Consider the following 17,830-nt stretch of genomic DNA (forward strand, 5'->3'; position numbering starts at 1 on the left):
ATGGCCTATGTTCCCGTACCCAAGGACCTGACCGCAGTGAAAACGAAGGTTCTGTTCAATTTAACAAAACGGCAGCTTGTTTGTTTCAGCGGCGGCGCGCTTGTTGGTGTACCGCTTTTCTTTTTGCTCAAGGGGCCTGTGGGGTTCAGCACCGGAGCCGCTTCCCTTTGCATGGTTCTCGTGATGCTGCCGTTTTTCCTGATGGCCATCTACGAGAAAAACGGCCTGCCGCTGGAAAAAATCGTCCGCAACATTGCCCAGGTGCTGTTTCTCCGTCCAAAACAGCGGCCCTATCAGACCAACAATTTTTACGCCGTGCTCGCGCGGCAAAGTAAGCTCGACAAGGAGGTGCATCGGATTGTCGGTAAAAAAGCAAAAACCAGCCATGAAACGGTCATTGACCCGCGCCGAGAGGCGTCAGATCGAAGCCGCCGTCACAAAGGCGCGGCAGACCGATAAGAAAAAGCAGTCGGCGCAGGACAGCATCCCGTTTCAGCGGATGTTCCCGGACGGAATCTGCCGTGTGACCGACAGCTATTACACGAAAACCGTTCAGTTTCAGGACATCAACTATCAGCTCAATCAGAACGAGGACAAGACCGCCATTTTTGAAGGCTGGTGCGATTTCCTCAACTATTTCGACAGCTCCATCAAATTTCAACTCTCGTTTTTAAACCTCTCTGCAACGCGGGACAGCTTTGCGAAAAGCGTCACCATCCCGCCGCAGGGCGACGATTTTGACAGCTTGCGTTCGGAGTACACGGAAATGCTCCGGAATCAGCTAGCCAAAGGCAACAACGGCCTCATCAAGACCAAATACCTGACCTTCGGCATCGAAGCGGACAGCCTGAAAGCGGCCAAGCCCCGGCTGGAACGCGTCGAAATCGACATTCTCAACAACTTCAAACATCTCGGCGTAACCGCCGCTTCTCTGAACGGCGCGGACCGTCTGAAGCTGCTGCACGACATCTTCCGCATGGACACGCCGGAGCCGTTCCGATTTTCGTGGGACTGGCTGGCTCCATCCGGACTCTCCGTCAAGGATTTCATCGCGCCCAGCTCTTTCGAGTTCAAAAGCGGCAACATGTTCGGTATGGGGCATCAGGTGGGTGCGGTATCGTTCCTGCAAATTCTCGCTCCGGAGCTGAACGACCGAATGCTGGCTGATTTTCTCGATATGGAATCCAGCCTCATCGTCACCATGCACATCCAATCCATCGACCAGGTGAATGCCATCAAGACGGTGAAGCGGAAAATCACGGATTTGGATTCTATGAAGATTCAGGAGCAGAAAAAGGCCATCCGTTCCGGCTACGACATGGACATCATCCCTTCCGATCTTGCCACCTACGGCGAGGAGGCGAAGAAGCTGCTGCAGGATTTGCAGTCCCGTAACGAGCGTATGTTCCTCGTGACCTTTCTTGTCCTCAATGTGGCCGAGAACAGGCAGCGGCTGGATAACAACGTGTTTCAGGCAAGCTCCCTCGCGCAGAAATACAACTGCGCGCTGACCCGCCTCGACTTCCGACAGGAAGAAGGACTGATGAGCAGTCTGCCGCTCGGCCTGAATCAGGTGGAGATTCAGCGGGGCCTGACCACGTCGAGCACCGCTATTTTTATCCCCTTCACCACGCAGGAACTGTTCCAGACCGGGCGCGAGGCGCTGTACTGCGGGCTGAACGCTTTGAGCAACAACCTCATCATGGTGGATCGAAAGCTGCTAAAAAATCCGAACGGCCTGATTCTCGGCACACCGGGCGCAGGCAAATCCTTCGCCGCCAAGCGGGAGATCGTCAACGTATTCCTCGTCACAAACGACGACATCATCGTCTGCGATCCGGAGGCCGAATACGGCCCGCTGATTGAGCGCCTGCAAGGGCAGATCATCAAAATTTCGCCCGCGTCCACCGATTATATCAACCCGATGGACATCAACCTCAACTATTCCGAGGAAGAAAACCCGTTATCCTTGAAGTCGGATTTTATCCTTTCGCTCTGCGAATTGATCGTCGGCGGCAAGGAAGGATTGCAGCCTGTGGAAAAGACGGTCATCGACCGCTGCGTGAGGCTGGTTTACCGGAATTACCTCAGTGACCCGCGCCCGGAAAACATGCCGATTCTGGAGGATTTGTACAACGAGCTGCGGCGGCAGGACGAAAAAGAAGCGCAGTACGTCGCTACGGCGCTTGAAATCTACGTCACCGGTTCCCTCAACGTGTTCAACCACCGCACCACCGTAAACGTGAAAAACCGCGTCGTCAGCTACGACATCCGGGAGCTTGGCAAGCAGCTCAAAAAAATCGGGATGCTCATCGTGCAGGATCAGGTCTGGAATCGCGTTACCGTCAACCGGGCCGTGGGGAAATCCACGCGCTACTATATCGACGAGTTCCATCTGCTCTTAAAAGAAGAACAGACTGCCGCCTATTCCGTGGAAATCTGGAAGCGGTTTCGCAAGTGGGGCGGTATTCCGACCGGAATCACGCAGAACATAAAGGATTTGCTCTCTTCCCACGAGATCGAGAACATCTTTGAAAACTCGGATTACATCTATATGCTCAATCAGGCGTCCGGCGACCGGCAGATTCTCGCCAAGCAGCTCGGCATTTCGCCACACCAGCTTTCCTACGTCACCCATTCCGGCGAGGGCGAAGGGCTGCTATTTTATGGCAACGTCATTCTGCCGTTTATTGATCATTTCCCGAAAGACACGGAGCTGTACCGCATCATGACCACCAAGCCGCAGGAAGTGGCGGCAACATGAGCGTTCCTATTCAACGGGATCGGAGGTGATACGGAATGGAAAAACGTGCACCCCGCCTGCAATTCACGGATGAGGAACAAACTGACCCCGTATTAAAGGAATCTGTCCGCAGGGCGAAGAAAGCGGCGACGGCAGCGGATCAGACGCAGGAGAAAATACCGAAAAAGAAAGTTCTTCGCAAGCAGCACACCTTTGATAAGCCCACGGGTAAAGCAAAGATGCGCTTGTATTTTGAGGAAGTAGACAAGAAAAAACCATCCAAACTCACTCACGCCATCCGGGACGCGCCCCAAAACGCTGTTTTGATGCAGTTTCACCGGGAAATCCGGCAGTCCGAGGATGAAAACGTCGGCGTGGAGGCCGCGCACAAAAGCGGAGAAGCCACCGAAATGGGCGGGCGTCTGGCGCGCAGCGCCTATCGCTCCCACAAACTGAAACCCTACCGGAAATCGGCCAAAGCGGAAAAACGGCTCGACCGCGCCAACCTCGGTTATTTGCAGAAAAAGGCCGCGCGGGATAATCCGCAGCCCTCCGGCAATCCTTTGGCCCACTGGCGGCAAAAGCGCGCCGTCAAAAAACAGTATGTCGCCGCGAAACGGGCCGGGCAGTTCACGGGTTCCGCCGGGAAAACTGCCCAAAACACTTCTAAAGCGGCAAAGACGGCGGCGCGGGAGAGCAAGCGGGCGGCGGCTTTTGTCAGGCGGCACCAGAACGGCTTTCTGATCGCCGCAGGCGTCTTTCTGGTGCTGGTCCTGCTTCTGAACGTCCTGTCCTCCAGTTCGGTTCTGCTGGAAGGGGCGCTGTCCGGCGTTACCATGTCCACCTATCCTTCCACGGACGACGCCATGCTCGGCGCGGAGGCCGCTTACGCCCAAAAGGAAGCGGACCTTCAGAACGAGATTGACCATTATCAGGTGCGGCATCCCGGGTATAACGAATATCATTATACGCTCGATAAAATCGGGCATGACCCGTATGTGCTGGTTTCCATCCTGACCGCGTGGCACGGCGGCGAATGGACGCTGGATGAAGTCCGGGACTTACTTTCCACTCTGTTCTCAAAAGAATACCAACTGACGCAGACTGTGGAGACGGAAACCCGATACCGCACGGAAACACGAACCGGCACCACATCCTACACCGACCCCGATACCGGGCAGACTACCACATCAACCTATACCTATGAGGTTCAGGTGCCATACAGCTACACCATTTGCACCGTAAAGCTGCACAACGAGGATTTGTCCCATCTTCCCATTTCCATCATGAACGAGGATCAGGTCGGCGTGTACTCGATGTACATGTCCACTCTCGGCAACCGGCCCGACCTGTTTCCTTCGTCGGCCTATCCGAACGCATCCACCGTCAAAAAGCCCACGGAGTATGACATTCCCCCGGAGGAAATGACGGACGCACGGTTCGCCGCCATGATGACGGAAGCGAAAAAATACATCGGATACCCCTACGTTTGGGGCGGCAGCAGCCCAAAAACCTCGTTCGATTGTTCGGGTTACGTGTCGTGGGTAATCAATCACAGTGGGTGGAACGTGGGGCGGCTGGGGGCGCAGGGCCTCTGCGACATCTGCACTCCGGTTTCTCCCGCCGACGCCAAACCCGGCGATCTTGTTTTCTTTGAACATACCTACGATACCGACGGTGTGTCCCATGTGGGCATCTATGTGGGAAACGGCATGATGCTCGCGGCGGGGGACCCCATTGGCTATTCAAACCTCAACACAAGCTACTGGCAAAGCCATTTTCTAACATTTGGGCGTTTACCGAATCCATAAACAAACAGATTGGAGGAATCACTGTGAATCCGAAATTCAAAAAAATCGACGCCGAGTATGAAAAGAACGCGGCGAAAATCTCCGCACTGCAAAACCGGCAGAAGGAACTGGAAAAGCAGCGCCGTGAACTGGAAAATCTCGATATTGTCGGCCTTGTGCGGGGCATGGGCATGACGGCGGAGGAACTGTCCGCGCTCATGAAAGCGTCCCGCGAAAACCGGCCCGTATCCGATCAGAACAAACAGGAGGAAAATGTTCATGAAGAAATCTAAAATCCGCGTATTGGTCTGCCTGATGGCCGCTATGTCCTGCACGGCGGCTTTTTCCGTCAACGCCCTCGCCTACAGTACAGGGGCGACCTCTCCGACTTTGAACAGTTCCAGCGCCGCGCAGAGCAGCACCGCATCGTCGGCAGCATCATCCGCAACGTCGTCCGGAACATCTCTCAAGCCGCTGACGCCGGACGGCACCGGGACGGTGATCGACAACGTGACCAACGAGGACGGCAAGGAGTTTTTCACGATCACCACGCCGAGCAAGCACGTCTTTTACCTGATTATCGACCGCCAGAAAAACGCCGAAAACGTCTATTTCCTTGACGCTGTGACGGACAAGGACCTGCTTGCGCTGGCAAAGAGCGACAACGAGGACGTTTCCGGCTCTTCCTCACCCAAGGTTACTTCCACCCCGGAGACATCCTCTGCGCCGACCGCATCGACGCCCACGGTTTCATCCGTTTCCCGGCCGGAAAAACAGAATAACAGCGCCGGAATCGCGGCAGTCGCCGTGCTTGCAGCCGTTCTCGTCGGCGCGGCGGTCTGGTTCTTCAAATTCCGCAAGCCGGATAAAAAAGATAATAACAAGCCCGACCCGGACGATTACGATTACACCGAAGATGAGGATGAAGAATCCGGCCCGGATAATAAACCAGATTCACCTGATGAGGAAACAGAGCAAAAAGGCGAATCGAAAAATCCCGACGGTGAAACGGAGCGTGAGGACGAATGACCTTTTTCACCGACAGCCCTTTCGAGCGGATGATGGTGCAGAAGCCCCAGTACAGACGGGAGGAACGGCCTCTCGCCCCGCCGAAAAGCCAGCTTGACCGTTCCCGTGACTGTTACCGCGACCTTATCATCACGCCGAAGCGGAAGGAGAATGAAAAATGCGGCTTGTAATCAGTGAAAAACCCTCGGTTGCCCAAAGTATCGCCGCCGTGATCGGCGCGAAGCAGCGCGGCGACGGGTATCTGGAGGGCGGCGGCTACCTCGTTTCATGGTGCCTAGGCCATCTCGCGGAGCTGGCAAGCGCCGACGCCTATGATGAAAAATACGCCAAATGGCGGCGTGAGGATCTTCCCATTCTGCCGGAGAACTGGCGGTTTATCATAAGCAGGGATAAACAAAAACAATTTGATATTCTCCGCGCCCTGATGCGCCGCAACGATGTGGATGAGGTTGTAAACGCCTGCGACGCCGGACGCGAGGGCGAACTGATCTTCCGCACCGTATATGACATGACAGGCTGTTCCAAGCCGATGAAACGGCTCTGGATTTCCTCAATGGAAGATGAGGCTATCCGGCAGGGCTTTGCCGACCTGAAACCCGGACGTGACTACGACGGGCTGCATCAGTCCGCGCTCTGCCGCTCCAAAGCCGACTGGCTGGTGGGCATCAACGCGACGCGCCTGTTTTCGGTCCTCTACCACCGCACCCTGAACGTCGGGCGCGTCATGTCCCCGACGCTGGCGCTCATCGTGCAGCGGGAAGCGGAGATTTCCGCGTTTCAGCCGGAGCCGTTCTATACGGTCAGCCTCGACTGCGGCGGCTTCACCGCTACCGGCGACAAGCTCAAACAGAAACCGGAGGCCGAAGCCGTTGCCGCCGCCTGTAAAGGCAAATCGGTTACCGTCAGGGCCGTGGAGCAAAAAGAAAAATCCGAGAAGCCGCCCGCCCTCTACGATCTGACCACTCTCCAGCGCGACGCCAACCGTCTGCTCGGCTACACGGCCCAGCAGACGCTCGACTATCTGCAATCCCTTTACGAAAAGAAGCTCTGCACCTATCCGCGCACCGACAGCCGATTCCTGACAAACGATATGGAAGCCTCTGTTTCAACACTTGCCTCCGTTGCCGCCGCGATCTGCGATATGGACGTTCCCGAGAAATGCAATGCCGGTCAGGTCTGTGACAGTGCGAAGGTCAGCGACCATCACGCCGTCGTTCCCACCTCCGGCGCGGGCAAAGCGGACAGTTCCGCGCTGCCTGCCGGAGAACGGGAAATTTTGCGGCTTGTCTCCCGGCAGTTTCTCTGCGCGGTCAGCGAGCCGCACCAATACGCCGAAACCGCCGTCACGCTGGACTGCGCCGGGTATGGATTTACTGCCAAGGGCAAAACGATCCTCGTTCCGGGCTGGAAAACCTATTTGCAGGAACAAGCCGACAAGCCATTGCCGGAACTGACGGAAGGACAGAATATTTCGGTTGCTTCCGCTTCCGTCAAGGATGGCAAAACCTCGCCGCCCAAGCATTACACGGAGGATACTCTGCTTTCCGCGATGGAGACGGCGGGCGCAAAGGAGATGCCCGACGATGCGGAGCGCAAGGGCCTCGGAACCCCCGCCACCCGCGCGGCTATTCTGGAAAAGCTCGTCGCCACCGGATTCGTGGAACGGAAAAAGGCCAAGAAAACCGCCAATCTTATTCCGTCGCAGGTCGGCGTGTCACTCGTCACCGTCCTGCCGGAACAGCTTCAATCCCCGCTGCTGACCGCCGAATGGGAGAACCGGCTCAAACAGGTGGAGCGCGGAGAACTGGAGCCGGACGCCTTTATGAACGGGATTTCATCCATGCTCCGGGAACTGATACAAACATACACACCGGTCAAGGGTGCGGAGGTGCTGTTCCCCTCCGGGCGTGAGAAGGTCGGCAAATGCCCCCGCTGCGGCGGCAGCGTGACCGAGAGCAAAAAAGGATTCTTTTGCGAAAACGACGGTTGCCGATTCGGGCTTTGGAAGGACAACCGGTTTTTCGCCGCCAAGAAAAAGGTACTGACGAAAGCCGTCGCCGCCGCGCTCCTGAAGGACGGGCGCGTAAGGCTCACCGGCTGTTATTCCGAAAAAGCCGGAAAGACTTACGACGCGACGGTGATTTTAGAGGACACCGGGGAGAACGTCAATTTCAAGCTGGAATTTGATTCGGGGACGAAAAAGCGTGGCGGATCATGAAACTTACGAAATATGAGCAAGAGACGATCATCTGCTATAACGAGGAAGAAGCGACGGCCAGCGTCTATACGCATAATCAGAAACTTATCCAAAAGCTCAAACGCCTCTCGGAAAAATATCCCGACAAAGTGAAACCGGAGCGCCCGGAGCATCGCGGGGCCATCAGCTATCTCGTCCCAAAACGCTGTGTTTCCGTTAGGGAACCGTACAGCGACCGGCGGCGCGAAGCCGACAGTTTGCGTGCCAAAACAGCGAAAATACGTCCTCCCGACAGGAGCATACGCTCCGAAAATGAATAACGGGCGCGCTCCCGCATAGGTTTATCCCGGCCTGTGCGGGGGCGTGCTTTTTTCGATTCTATGAGCCGCGAAAGGAGCAAAACTATGGCTGAAAAGAATAAGGAAAGGCTGAAAGAAATCACCGACAGTATCGAACAGGGTATCAAAGACCTGTTCCAGAGCGACCGGTACGCGCAGTACCTCCGTACTATGTCCCGGTTCCACCGCTATTCCGTCAACAACACCATGCTCATTTACATGCAAAAGCCAGACGCCACCCTCATCGCCGGATTCAATAAATGGCACGATCAGTTCAGCCGGAACGTGATGCGGGGCGAAAAGGGTATCAAAATCATCGCGCCCACGCCGTTCAAAAAGAAAATCGAGGAAGAAAAACTCGACCCCGATACCAAGGTTCCCATGCTGGATGCGGATGGCAAGGTCATCATGGATGAAAAGGAAATCAAAATTCCTATGTACAAGGTGGTGTCGGTCTTCGATGTGTCGCAGACCGAGGGAAAGCCGCTGCCGACGCTTGCAAATGATCTCATGGGAAATGTGAAGCAATATGAGATTTTCATAGAGGCGCTGAGGCGCTCGTCCCCCGTTCCGCTTGCTTTTGAGGGAATGGAACCGAGTACGGACGGCTATTTCAGCGAAAAAGACCAACGTATCGCCATCCGGTCCGGCATGAGCGAGGTGCAGACCGTCTCCGCCGCCGTTCACGAAATCACCCACGCCACGCTGCACAACTATGAGCAGACTCGCCTTGCCGCCGCCAAGGGTGACGAAACCGCCGAGCCGCCCAAACCGAAGGACCGGCGCACCGAGGAAGTGGAGGCCGAAAGCGTCTCCTACGCTGTCTGCCAGTATTACGGCATCCAGACCGGCGACAACAGCTTTGGTTATATCGCCTCTTGGAGCCGCAACAAGGAACTGCCGGAGCTGCGGGCCTCTCTGGAAACCATCAGCAAAACCGCTTCCGGCCTGATCTCGGACATTGACCAGAATTTCCGCGAGGTTCAGAAAGAGTACGACAGCGAACTGGAACAATTCGCCGCGGACGCATACCGGTACACGGCTTCCGTCCTGGAACCGCCGTTTCCTTTGCATTCCATTGAGGAAGAAGTCCCGGTTACCGTGGAAGATTTAAAAAGCGGTTACGGAAAAGACACCCGCGACGCCATTCTCAGCGCCGCCAAAGTTGAGGGCGCGGCCTCCCCGGATGAACTGCTGCTGCGGCTGAACGAAATCGAAAAAATCTACCCGCCAAGGGAAACCGAGGCGATGTATTTGCTGGATAACGCCGCCTATCTTTATCTGAAAGAAAACGAGGACGGATATAGCTATACCCTTTACGATAAGGAGAGCCTGCGGGAAACGGCAAACGGGTTTGCCGATGAGGGCGTCAGCTCCATTCCGACCGCTTACGAACAGGCGCTTGCCCTTGAACACCTGACCCCTGCGGCCTCGGAGAAGGTGCCGCTTGACATTCTAAACGAGATTGTCGCTGTGCGTGAACAGGACATACAGAAATATATCCGTAAAAATAATTTGGGCGACCGTGAGCCGGACGCCCCGGCGATGCAGACAGCGCCCGACCAGCCGAAAGCGGCGGACATGCTGCCGGACGCGCCGGAACAGGCGCTCGATGAATACCCCATGCCGGATTCTGACCTGATCGTGGCCAATCTGGAAGCCTGCGGGTATCTGGACGGCGACCTGCTGCCCCTCTCCAAAGACCGGGCACTGGAACTTTTTGAGCAGGACCTCACTGTTTACATGATTGAAGACGGCGGCGCAAGCATGGCGTTCGACCCGGATGAGATTCAGGCCCACAGCGGCCTGTTCGCCGTAAGCCGCGAGGAATGGGAGGAAAGCCGGGAGTTTTCATCCGCTATAGAGGGCCGAATGAAGCATCAGGAGCAGCGGGAATCCGCTTTTTTGAAAACCTCTCAGGACGCTTTCGCCATTTATCAGGTGAAGGACGGCGACGAGCTGCGGGACATCCGGTTTGAGCCGCTGAGCTGGCTGGATTCCAAAGGTATCGCCGTTGACCACGGCAATTATGATCTCGCCTACACAGCGCCGCTCACTAATACGGGCAACACAGATGACAGGCTGTCCGTTTTGTGGGACAGGTTCAACAACGACCATCCCGCCGATTATCACAGGCCGAGCCTATCTGTCAGCGACATCGTTGCCTTAAAGCAGAACGGCGTTGTATCCTGTCACTATGTGGACAGCTTCGGTTTTCAGGAGATTCCAGATTTTCTGAAACCGGGAAATTACCTTAAAAGCGCGGAAATGTCGATGGAGGACGATTACGACATGATCGACGGCATCATCGACAACGGAAAGAATCCCACCGTCGCGGAACTGGAGCAGCAGGCCAAAACCGGTCATCCGATTTCCCTTCTGGAGCTTGCCGAGGCGTCTCGGCGGGAAAACGACGAGAAGAAAAAATCCGTCGTGGAACAGCTCAGAAACCAGCCGGTCAGCCGGGAACACAAAAAATCAGCGCCCGACAGAGGCGCGGAAATGGAGCGGTGATATGTTTACCAACGACGAAATAAACCTGATGTGCATTTACAATACTGGAACGCGGGAGGGCCTGATCGCGGAGCTGACGCAGATGCGCGGCTATCTTGGCGCGGATGAAACGGAGCTTCTGGCTCTGGCGGATTCTGTACTGGGAAAACTCCGGGGCATGAGTGATGAGGAATACGCCGAGCTTGATCTGTTCCCTGATTTTGAAAGAGAAGATGAAAAATAGGTACAATTTTATGGTGACATTGTTTTGAATAGACATTATACTGATAGATACCATTAATCGGAGATTCTATGATGGATATTTCTATTCGGCAGATTATCGCATATATTATAGCAAATCTAACAACAATTTGTAAGTTATCTGCATGCTTTTGTCAGAATTAAATTAAGGAAGCTTTATAGCTTCCTTTTTCATTTATAAGGAGGAGTGTTTATGGCAACCACTCGGCTGATGCCACTGCATACCGGCAAGGGCCGGGACGTCGGAACAGCAATCAGCGATATTATTGATTACGCGGAAAACCCGGAGAAAACGGATTACGGCAGGCTTATCACCGGCTATGAATGCGACAGCCGGACAGCCGACGCCGAGTTCCTTTTTTCCAAACGACAGTATACCGGGCTTACCGGCAGGACGCACGGCTCGAACGATGTGATTGCCTATCATCTCCGGCAGTCATTTGTCCCCGGTGAGATCACCCCGGAGGAAGCGAACCGGATCGGCTGTGAGCTTGCCAAACGCTTTACGAATGGAAACCATGCTTTCATCGTCTGCACCCACATTGACAAACACCACATTCATAATCATATCATCTGGAATTCCACGTCCCTCGACTGCACCCGAAAATTCCGAAACTTTTGGGGAAGTACCAGAGCCGTGCGGCGGCTAAACGATACGCTGTGCATCGAGAATGGGTTTTCTATCGTGGAGAATCCGCAGCGGCACGGAAAGAGCTACAACAAATGGATGGGCGATCAGGCAAAGCCCTCCAACCGGGAACTTTTGCATGTGGCAATAGACGCGGCTTTAGCTCAAAAGCCCGCCGATTTTGACGCGCTTCTGAAGCTCTTGCGGGACGCCGGATATGAAGTCAAGACGGGAAAAATCCCAGCCCTGCGCGGGAAGAATCAGAAGCGTTTTATCCGGCTGGATACGCTGGGCAGCGGCTACGGTGAAGCGGAGCTTCGGGCCGTCCTCTCCGGTGAAAAGGCACATCAGCCGCGCAAAAAAATCATCCAGCCCATGCCGAGAAAGCAAGTCAATCTTTTGGTGGATATTCAGGCCAAGCTCCGCGCTGGAAAAGGCGTGGGCTATGAGCGTTGGGCCAAGGTATTTAACCTCAAGCAAATGGCACAGACAGTGAATTATCTCGCCGAGCACAGCCTGTTGGAATATGATGTGCTGGCCGCTAAAACGGCGTCGGCAATCGCTCGCTACAACGAGCTTTCTGCACAGATCAAGGCGGCGGAAAAGCGTTTGGCCGAAATCGCCGTTCTGAAAACGCAGATCGTTAATTACGCCAAAACCCGTGACACCTATGTTGCCTACCACAAGGCGGGCTACTCTAAAGAATTCCTTGAAGAGCATGAGAGCGACATCCTTCTGCACAGGGCGGCGAAGAAAGCGTTTGATGTGTTGAAAGTGAAAAAGCTTCCCACCGTCAAGAGTTTACAGGCCGAATACGCGGCGCTTCTGGCAGAGAAAAAGGCGGCTTACGCCGACTATCGCAAGGCCCGCGACGAAATGAGAGAGCTTTTGACCGTCAAGGCCAATGTGGATCATCTGCTTGGCATTGACAGGAGCGAATCGGAGAAAGAAAAAGAACATGAGCAACGTTGAGCTGTCCATGCTTCGAAAGCATCCAAAGAATGTGTTGTAACAAAATGATGCTCGTAAATCAAATTTATTTCTCCAAAAATGAAAGAGTAATGTAATGATAAACCAAATCATACTCACTATACAATAAACATATTGATCAATATGTTTATTGTTGAATTATACATTATTTAATGCTACAATATTGCTGTCCTTCGACTGTCCGCTGCGCTTTATCTTCTCCCATTCTGCGTTGAAAGAGGGCTGGGACAATCCAAATGTGTTTCAGGTCTGCACGCTGATTGACCAAAAATCCACTTTTACTTGCCGTCAGAAAATCGGACGCGGTATGCGCCTGTGCGTCAATCAGGATGGCGAACGAATTGAGGATAGGAATATCAATATCCTTCATGTTATGGCAAACGAGAGTTTCGCGGAGTTTGCGGATAACCTGCAAAAGGAAATCGAGGACGACACCGGCATGAAGTTCGGTATGTTACAACTCGATTTGTTTTCTGGTATGGTTTATGAAGACAAGCGAGAGGTTGAAAAGGCTGTCACGTCGGAACAGGCGGAGAAAGTCGTAGAAGCTCTCAAGGCTAGCGGGGTCATTGCGGCGAACGGCAAAGTGGATAATGCTGTAAAACCGCAAGAAATCATCCTTCCAGCAGAACTGTCCGAGATCAAACAAACTGTGGCCGCGGTAATTGAACATACAGATACCATTGCGCCGGAAACTTTTGCTGGTGCGATCTACACGAAAACTGTGACCGAGGAAAAACAGATGACCTATGAGGATGCACAGGATCTGATGGAACATTTTGAGAAAAAAGGCTACATCACCAGCGCTGGCAAGATGAAAGACACGATGAAAAACGCCCTCAAAGCCGGAACGCTTGATCTACCGAAAAAGTACGAAACTGCGCGGAATCGTTTTGAGACGATTATTGCGAATGCTGACCGCAGGCCTCCGGTGCGCGACGCTTCCAAGGACGTGGTAGTGCGCATCAAAAAGCAGGTCATGATGTCTCCGGAATTTCTGGAGCTGTGGAACAAGATCAAACAGAAAACAGTCTACCGCGTTAACATTGACACAAATAAGCTGATTGAAAACTGCATCAAGGCATTGCAGGAAATGCCAGTCATTCCAAAAACACGGCTCATTTCTCAGACAGCGGATATTCATATTGAAAAAGCTGGCATATATCACACGGAGCGCGAAATGCGCACAATGGATATCGATAATTCCTATCAGACACTGCCTGACCTGATTACCGCTATCAGTGATGAGACACTTTTGACGCCTGTTACGGTCAATGAAATTCTTGTACGTAGCGGGCGGTGTGGCGACTTTTTGAACAATCCGGAAGCCTTCATGGAAAAGGCTACGGAGATCATCCGAAGTAACCGCCATGCTCTGGCTATCGACGGTATTAGTTATGTAAAACTGGATGGTAAGGAATACTATGTGCAGGAGATTTTTGACACTGCTGAACTGATTGCCAACCTTGATCGCAATGCAGTCAAGGTTGAACATAGTGTCTACGACTATATTGTCTATGACAGTAGCACTATTGAACGTCCCTTCGCCGTCGCGCTGGACAATGACCCGGATGTAAAGATGTTCTTCAAAATACCTGATCGTTTTAAGATTGAAACACCCATTGGCACCTATAATCCTGATTGGGCAGTGTATCTGACCAAAAATGGCGAAGAGAAATTATACTTTATTTTGGAGACAAAGGGTAGCACCAACTTTATGGATTTGCGGACGAAAGAACAGCTTAAAATTCACTGCGGTAGACAACACTTCAAGGCGTTGAAGGATGGTGTAGAATTGCGGGTTGCTACGAACTGGAATACGCTAAAGTCGACATTGTGAGGTAGCCAACGTTTCATTTTTTATAATGAAAACAAGTGTTCAAATAAGCGAGAGGAGCATGAACGATATACAGTTCATGCTCCTTTAGTATCTAAAGCGTCCGCAGGACGCGCAGCCGCACAATTTATTGTGCGATCAGAGGGGATTGGGGGCCTGCCACCAACAAGCAATTTCACGGTTTTCGCGCAAGCGAAAAATCGGGAAATGGGCATCGTGGGTACCACGATGCATTGCTTGCCACTATTATCAACAATTAGTGATAACTACCATGAGTTTGACCCCATACAGCGTAAAAGTCGCGCTGTACGGTTGGCGGCAGACAGTTTAAACGCTGTCTATGATACCCTAAATACTATCGCGCGGAGATGATACGGTTAGCTTCCTTGCTGCCTGAACCTGATATTGTAATGTCAATGCAAGGTGCAGAAGAAACACGAGGCCAAAACTCATGACTGAAATCGGCGACGTGCGGCGCTTTACCAGCAAGGCGGCACTGGTGGCGTTTGACGGTGTTGATGCCTCTCCGTTTCAGTCAAGAATATTCGGCTCCAAATCGAGACATGTATCCAAGCGCGCTTACTCGCAGCTTCAAAGAACGCTATTTTAAGTTATAGTCAGCATGGTTAGAGAGGATAAACAATGCAGGCTTATCCTGACCGCTGATCAGAATATATCTATAATCTGAGCCACTACTGGCTTAAAGCCGGTAGGCGATTGGCGGCTGGAAGCCGCCTAAGACATAGAGAACGGATGCCTTTTATATCAATCTTACGCAGGGCTATGGCAAGCTTTCTAATCTTTCTCGATTTCTGCGGAGTGGGTTGATTTAAAGGTTTCGCCCGAAGGCAAGGGTCCTAACAACATGTTGGCAGACAATAAATTGTATATCAAAACGCTTAACAAGTTCATCAATGCGTTTTCAACTGAATTTGTAATTAATTTGAGATAACATCAATCTCAAACACATTAATAACGTCTGCATCGGGGCAGCAGAAAGCAATTTTCCCATAGTCCTCGCTGTTTGGAACATTCCCACCATAACGCAAGATATCTACGTATGGAAATGCAGTATGCATGGCCATTGGGCATAGTTTCCCTCTATCAGCGTCAAAATCAAATTCATCACCAATACTATGACCATGATGGCATTTATGATTGCCTCTTTGATCAATCAGTTTCAAAATAATTCTTGGATGTCCTGACATTGTATACTCCTTACGTTGCGATTGCAACATGACTTTGTATATGCTATGATCATAAATGGGGGTGAGTATATACCAAACGAAATTGTAAAATTAAAGATTCATGCTTGTTTGAAAACATTCAGGAAAGCAAAAATAAAATAAGTGTAAAGGAAGCAAAATTATGGTTCGATATGAGAGATATGTTTACGATCACGACATTATCACTGCAATTCTTGATTTATGTGAGATTGTTCATGTTGGGTTCATGGACAAAAATAACGCTTACGTTGTTCCCATGAATTACGGATATGGTGTTACAAAAGATAAGCTTTTGATTTTTGTTCATACAGGTAAAGAAGGTTATAAGTTAAAATTGATTAAAAATAATCCAAATGTCTGTTTGTCATTTGCAGCATGGAGAAATTATCCTGATCATCCTTATAAAGGACATGTCCATGATTTTCGGTCTGTTATGGCTTTTGGAAAAATTCACATGATAGAATTGGATAAGGAACCTGAATACTGTAAAACTGCACTTCAGGCTCTATTTAAAAAGACACACCGTAGCGGATGTAAAAATCCTAAAGGTATCAAGGCTATCAATATGTATGTTATTGAGTGTAATTGGGAGGATGTGTCGGGAAAGACCGAAATTCCCGTTCGCAGACCTGAAGATGTTCCGTTTGTAGATGTCTACAATGTGCCAGAAGATAGCGAACCCTATGATGATACTGATTTATATCTCACAAGGGAAGATAATATTAAAAACAAAAATTTTCTGGGATTTCTTGACTAAAACAAAGATTAAGAAGCTATGTAAAAGCGAAATGGATGGTTGATTTCCTGTCGCCTGTGCATAAGAATCAGTTTCAAAATAATCCTTGGATATTTTAACATAGTATACTCCTTACGTTGCGATTGCAACATGACTTTGTGTATGCTATGATCGTAAATGGGGTGAGAGTGTATGCCAAACGAAATTATAAAAATTAAAGGCTCGCGCTTGTTCGAAAATATTCAGGAAACCGAGCTGACCGCCATGTTAAATTGTCTGGGGGCAGTAACCAGAAGTTTCCAAAAATCAGAGTTTATTTTTATAGAAGGTTCGGAACTCAAACAAATCGGTGTGGTGATTGAGGGAACCGTTCATATGGTCAAAGAAGATATATGGGGTGAAAAGACAATTTTTGCCACCATGACATCTGGGGAAATCTTTGGAGAAAGTTTCGTATGCGGAGATTACAGTAGCAGCGCCGTATCCTTTCAGGCGGCAACTGATTGCAAAATACTATGTCTGTCATTCCATCGCGTACTTTGTTCATGCAATAAATCCTGCGTTTATCATCATAAGCTTATTGAAAATATGGTGACTTTAATCGCACGAAAAAACGTGAAGCTGATGGAAAAGATGGATATTCTGTCTAAAAAGTCCATACGGGAACGTGTTTTAACATGGCTTTCTCAGCAGGTACAGATAAACCAAAGTGATAAATTCGAGTCGCCGTTGGGACGTATTGAGCTGGCTGATTATTTATGTGTAGACCGCAGCGCCTTAACTAGGGAACTATCCCGAATGAAAACTGACGGGTTGCTGGATTACGATAAAAATACATTTTCCATGGAAAGGCTAACATAATAGAATCTTTCTTTAAAATGGTTCCCGCTATTGCCGGGAACCATTTTTTTTGCAAATCATTCGTCAGAGTCCATCTGGAAAGAGAGTTTGTATTGCCATTCTCCAAGCTCATTAATAAACAAGATTAGGTCTTTTTCATCACAATCGTAACCGATGAAGAAAAAAGCCCTATAAAAAAATCCCATTATTTTGTGATCCTTCAAGAGCTTTACATCAGAAATTGACGAAGAAGCCATAAAAAGCAAACCTGAGAGAAGCACGTATCTCAATTGCGCATTTTTCATTCCATTTAACCCTGCAATATCACAATCATTATTACGTCCGCAAGGCGAGGCACATTCCAGACACCGGGACACCAGTTTCCACTTTTCTTCATGAATCACCTCAATTTGATCGTGAATCTGCTGGCAGGATTCCTCCCAATGTGGGAAGCACATCTGCATTCCTTTGAGAAAAGCCCTATCTGTTTCTTCCGTTGGTCTGTTTACGTTTCCATCTGTTGCGCGTGCAAGTCCAATTAGAGCTCCTATCAATTGCCCTTTCGCAATTTGAGGATTTTCTTCTTTATACATTTGATTGCCCCCTATAGCAGTCGAAGGAAGTAATATTCATTATAAATTTGAAATTCACTTCTGTATGTTGCGATTGCAACGTCATTGTGGAAACTGAACATTATAATAAAAAGTTGAGATATTAAAAAG

General features: G+C 50.9%; 15 protein-coding genes and 4 pseudogenes. 17 read left to right on the forward strand and 2 right to left on the reverse strand.

The features are described 5' to 3' along the window. The 15 genes and pseudogenes from ACRQU7_RS17685 to ACRQU7_RS17755 form a co-directional block, all read left to right on the forward strand. A complete protein-coding gene (locus ACRQU7_RS17685) occupies positions 1 to 459 on the forward strand; it encodes a PrgI family protein (protein WP_444642314.1) in 459 nt (152 codons plus the stop codon). After that, complete coding sequence (locus ACRQU7_RS17690) at positions 386 to 2,764, forward strand: VirB4-like conjugal transfer ATPase, CD1110 family (protein WP_444645627.1); 2,379 nt, start codon at positions 386 to 388, stop codon at positions 2,762 to 2,764. The genes ACRQU7_RS17685 and ACRQU7_RS17690 overlap by 74 nt, the downstream gene beginning before the upstream one ends. 35 nt (positions 2,765 to 2,799) lie before the next feature. After that, positions 2,800 to 4,554 (forward strand): C40 family peptidase, encoded by a 1,755-nt coding sequence (locus ACRQU7_RS17695; RefSeq protein WP_444642316.1) that lies wholly within the window; start codon positions 2,800 to 2,802, stop codon positions 4,552 to 4,554. 23 nt (positions 4,555 to 4,577) lie between these two features. Beyond that, positions 4,578 to 4,826 (forward strand): DUF4315 family protein, encoded by a 249-nt coding sequence (locus ACRQU7_RS17700; RefSeq protein WP_444642318.1) that lies wholly within the window; start codon positions 4,578 to 4,580, stop codon positions 4,824 to 4,826. Next, the gene (locus tag ACRQU7_RS17705) at positions 4,813 to 5,562 is read left to right on the forward strand and encodes a CD1107 family mobile element protein (RefSeq protein WP_444642320.1); all 750 of its coding nucleotides are present in this window, start codon (positions 4,813 to 4,815) and stop codon (positions 5,560 to 5,562) included. Before ACRQU7_RS17700 ends, ACRQU7_RS17705 begins: the two co-directional genes overlap by 14 nt. Then, positions 5,559 to 5,732, forward strand: coding sequence for a hypothetical protein (locus ACRQU7_RS17710; RefSeq protein WP_444642322.1), 174 nt, complete (start codon positions 5,559 to 5,561; stop codon positions 5,730 to 5,732). Before ACRQU7_RS17705 ends, ACRQU7_RS17710 begins: the two co-directional genes overlap by 4 nt. Further along, complete coding sequence (locus ACRQU7_RS17715; protein ID WP_444642324.1) at positions 5,720 to 7,780, forward strand: DNA topoisomerase 3; 2,061 nt, start codon at positions 5,720 to 5,722, stop codon at positions 7,778 to 7,780. The genes ACRQU7_RS17710 and ACRQU7_RS17715 overlap by 13 nt, the downstream gene beginning before the upstream one ends. After that, positions 7,777 to 8,079, forward strand: coding sequence for an immunoglobulin (locus tag ACRQU7_RS17720; RefSeq protein ID WP_444642326.1), 303 nt, complete (start codon positions 7,777 to 7,779; stop codon positions 8,077 to 8,079). The genes ACRQU7_RS17715 and ACRQU7_RS17720 overlap by 4 nt, the downstream gene beginning before the upstream one ends. Positions 8,080 to 8,151: 72 nt before the next feature. After that, positions 8,152 to 9,067, forward strand: a pseudogene (locus tag ACRQU7_RS17725) (ArdC-like ssDNA-binding domain-containing protein); the annotation flags it as partial. A gap of 275 nt (positions 9,068 to 9,342) precedes the next feature. Then, positions 9,343 to 10,320: pseudogene (locus ACRQU7_RS17730) on the forward strand (YodL domain-containing protein); the annotation flags it as partial. After that, complete coding sequence (locus ACRQU7_RS17735; RefSeq protein ID WP_444645629.1) at positions 10,297 to 10,611, forward strand: DUF4316 domain-containing protein; 315 nt, start codon at positions 10,297 to 10,299, stop codon at positions 10,609 to 10,611. The pseudogene ACRQU7_RS17730 and the gene ACRQU7_RS17735, both read left to right, overlap by 24 nt. Before the next feature lies 1 nt (position 10,612). Next, entirely contained in the window at positions 10,613 to 10,834 is a 222-nt protein-coding gene (locus ACRQU7_RS17740; protein WP_444642328.1) for a transposon-transfer assisting family protein, read from the forward strand. 210 nt (positions 10,835 to 11,044) lie between these two features. Beyond that, the gene (locus tag ACRQU7_RS17745) at positions 11,045 to 12,451 is read left to right on the forward strand and encodes a relaxase/mobilization nuclease domain-containing protein (RefSeq protein WP_444642330.1); all 1,407 of its coding nucleotides are present in this window, start codon (positions 11,045 to 11,047) and stop codon (positions 12,449 to 12,451) included. 181 nt (positions 12,452 to 12,632) lie between these two features. Beyond that, positions 12,633 to 14,309, forward strand: a pseudogene (locus ACRQU7_RS17750) (restriction endonuclease); the annotation flags it as partial. Between the two features lie 445 nt (positions 14,310 to 14,754). Continuing rightward, positions 14,755 to 14,916: pseudogene (locus tag ACRQU7_RS17755) on the forward strand (transposase); the annotation flags it as partial. A gap of 328 nt (positions 14,917 to 15,244) precedes the next feature. On the opposite strand, the gene ACRQU7_RS17760 reads toward ACRQU7_RS17755, so the two are convergent. Then, the gene (locus ACRQU7_RS17760) at positions 15,245 to 15,514 is read right to left on the reverse strand and encodes a TIGR04076 family protein (protein WP_195464795.1); all 270 of its coding nucleotides are present in this window, start codon (positions 15,512 to 15,514) and stop codon (positions 15,245 to 15,247) included. A 160-nt stretch (positions 15,515 to 15,674) separates the two neighbouring features. Between ACRQU7_RS17760 and ACRQU7_RS17765 the strand changes: the two genes are divergently transcribed. After that, complete coding sequence (locus ACRQU7_RS17765; RefSeq protein ID WP_444642332.1) at positions 15,675 to 16,289, forward strand: pyridoxamine 5'-phosphate oxidase family protein; 615 nt, start codon at positions 15,675 to 15,677, stop codon at positions 16,287 to 16,289. Between the two features lie 171 nt (positions 16,290 to 16,460). Beyond that, positions 16,461 to 17,129 carry a Crp/Fnr family transcriptional regulator gene (locus tag ACRQU7_RS17770; RefSeq protein WP_195464790.1) on the forward strand — a complete coding sequence of 223 codons (669 nt, stop codon included), beginning with the start codon at positions 16,461 to 16,463 and terminating at the stop codon, positions 17,127 to 17,129. A 56-nt stretch (positions 17,130 to 17,185) separates the two neighbouring features. On the opposite strand, the gene ACRQU7_RS17775 is transcribed toward ACRQU7_RS17770, so the two are convergent. Beyond that, complete coding sequence (locus ACRQU7_RS17775; protein WP_444642334.1) at positions 17,186 to 17,701, reverse strand: hypothetical protein; 516 nt, start codon at positions 17,699 to 17,701, stop codon at positions 17,186 to 17,188. Positions 17,702 to 17,830 lie beyond the last annotated feature (129 nt).

It is taken from the genome of Caproiciproducens puteiluti, from assembly GCF_052442865.1.
Lineage (GTDB): Bacteria > Bacillota > Clostridia > Oscillospirales > Acutalibacteraceae > Caproiciproducens.

Excerpts from the sequence above, each read along its gene's own strand:
- ACRQU7_RS17685 (WP_444642314.1), top strand. The coding sequence starts at position 1 with ATGGCCTATGTTCCCGTACCCAAGGACCTGACCGCAGTGAAAACGAAG.
- ACRQU7_RS17690 (WP_444645627.1), top strand. The coding sequence starts at position 386 with ATGAAACGGTCATTGACCCGCGCCGAGAGGCGTCAGATCGAAGCCGCC.
- ACRQU7_RS17695 (WP_444642316.1), top strand. The coding sequence starts at position 2,800 with ATGGAAAAACGTGCACCCCGCCTGCAATTCACGGATGAGGAACAAACT.
- ACRQU7_RS17705 (WP_444642320.1), top strand. The coding sequence starts at position 4,813 with ATGAAGAAATCTAAAATCCGCGTATTGGTCTGCCTGATGGCCGCTATG.
- ACRQU7_RS17710 (WP_444642322.1), top strand. The coding sequence starts at position 5,559 with ATGACCTTTTTCACCGACAGCCCTTTCGAGCGGATGATGGTGCAGAAG.
- ACRQU7_RS17715 (WP_444642324.1), top strand. The coding sequence starts at position 5,720 with ATGCGGCTTGTAATCAGTGAAAAACCCTCGGTTGCCCAAAGTATCGCC.
- ACRQU7_RS17720 (WP_444642326.1), top strand. The coding sequence starts at position 7,777 with ATGAAACTTACGAAATATGAGCAAGAGACGATCATCTGCTATAACGAG.
- ACRQU7_RS17740 (WP_444642328.1), top strand. The coding sequence starts at position 10,613 with ATGTTTACCAACGACGAAATAAACCTGATGTGCATTTACAATACTGGA.
- ACRQU7_RS17745 (WP_444642330.1), top strand. The coding sequence starts at position 11,045 with ATGGCAACCACTCGGCTGATGCCACTGCATACCGGCAAGGGCCGGGAC.
- ACRQU7_RS17760 (WP_195464795.1), bottom strand. The coding sequence starts at position 15,514 with ATGTCAGGACATCCAAGAATTATTTTGAAACTGATTGATCAAAGAGGC.
- ACRQU7_RS17765 (WP_444642332.1), top strand. The coding sequence starts at position 15,675 with ATGGTTCGATATGAGAGATATGTTTACGATCACGACATTATCACTGCA.
- ACRQU7_RS17770 (WP_195464790.1), top strand. The coding sequence starts at position 16,461 with ATGCCAAACGAAATTATAAAAATTAAAGGCTCGCGCTTGTTCGAAAAT.
- ACRQU7_RS17775 (WP_444642334.1), bottom strand. The coding sequence starts at position 17,701 with ATGTATAAAGAAGAAAATCCTCAAATTGCGAAAGGGCAATTGATAGGA.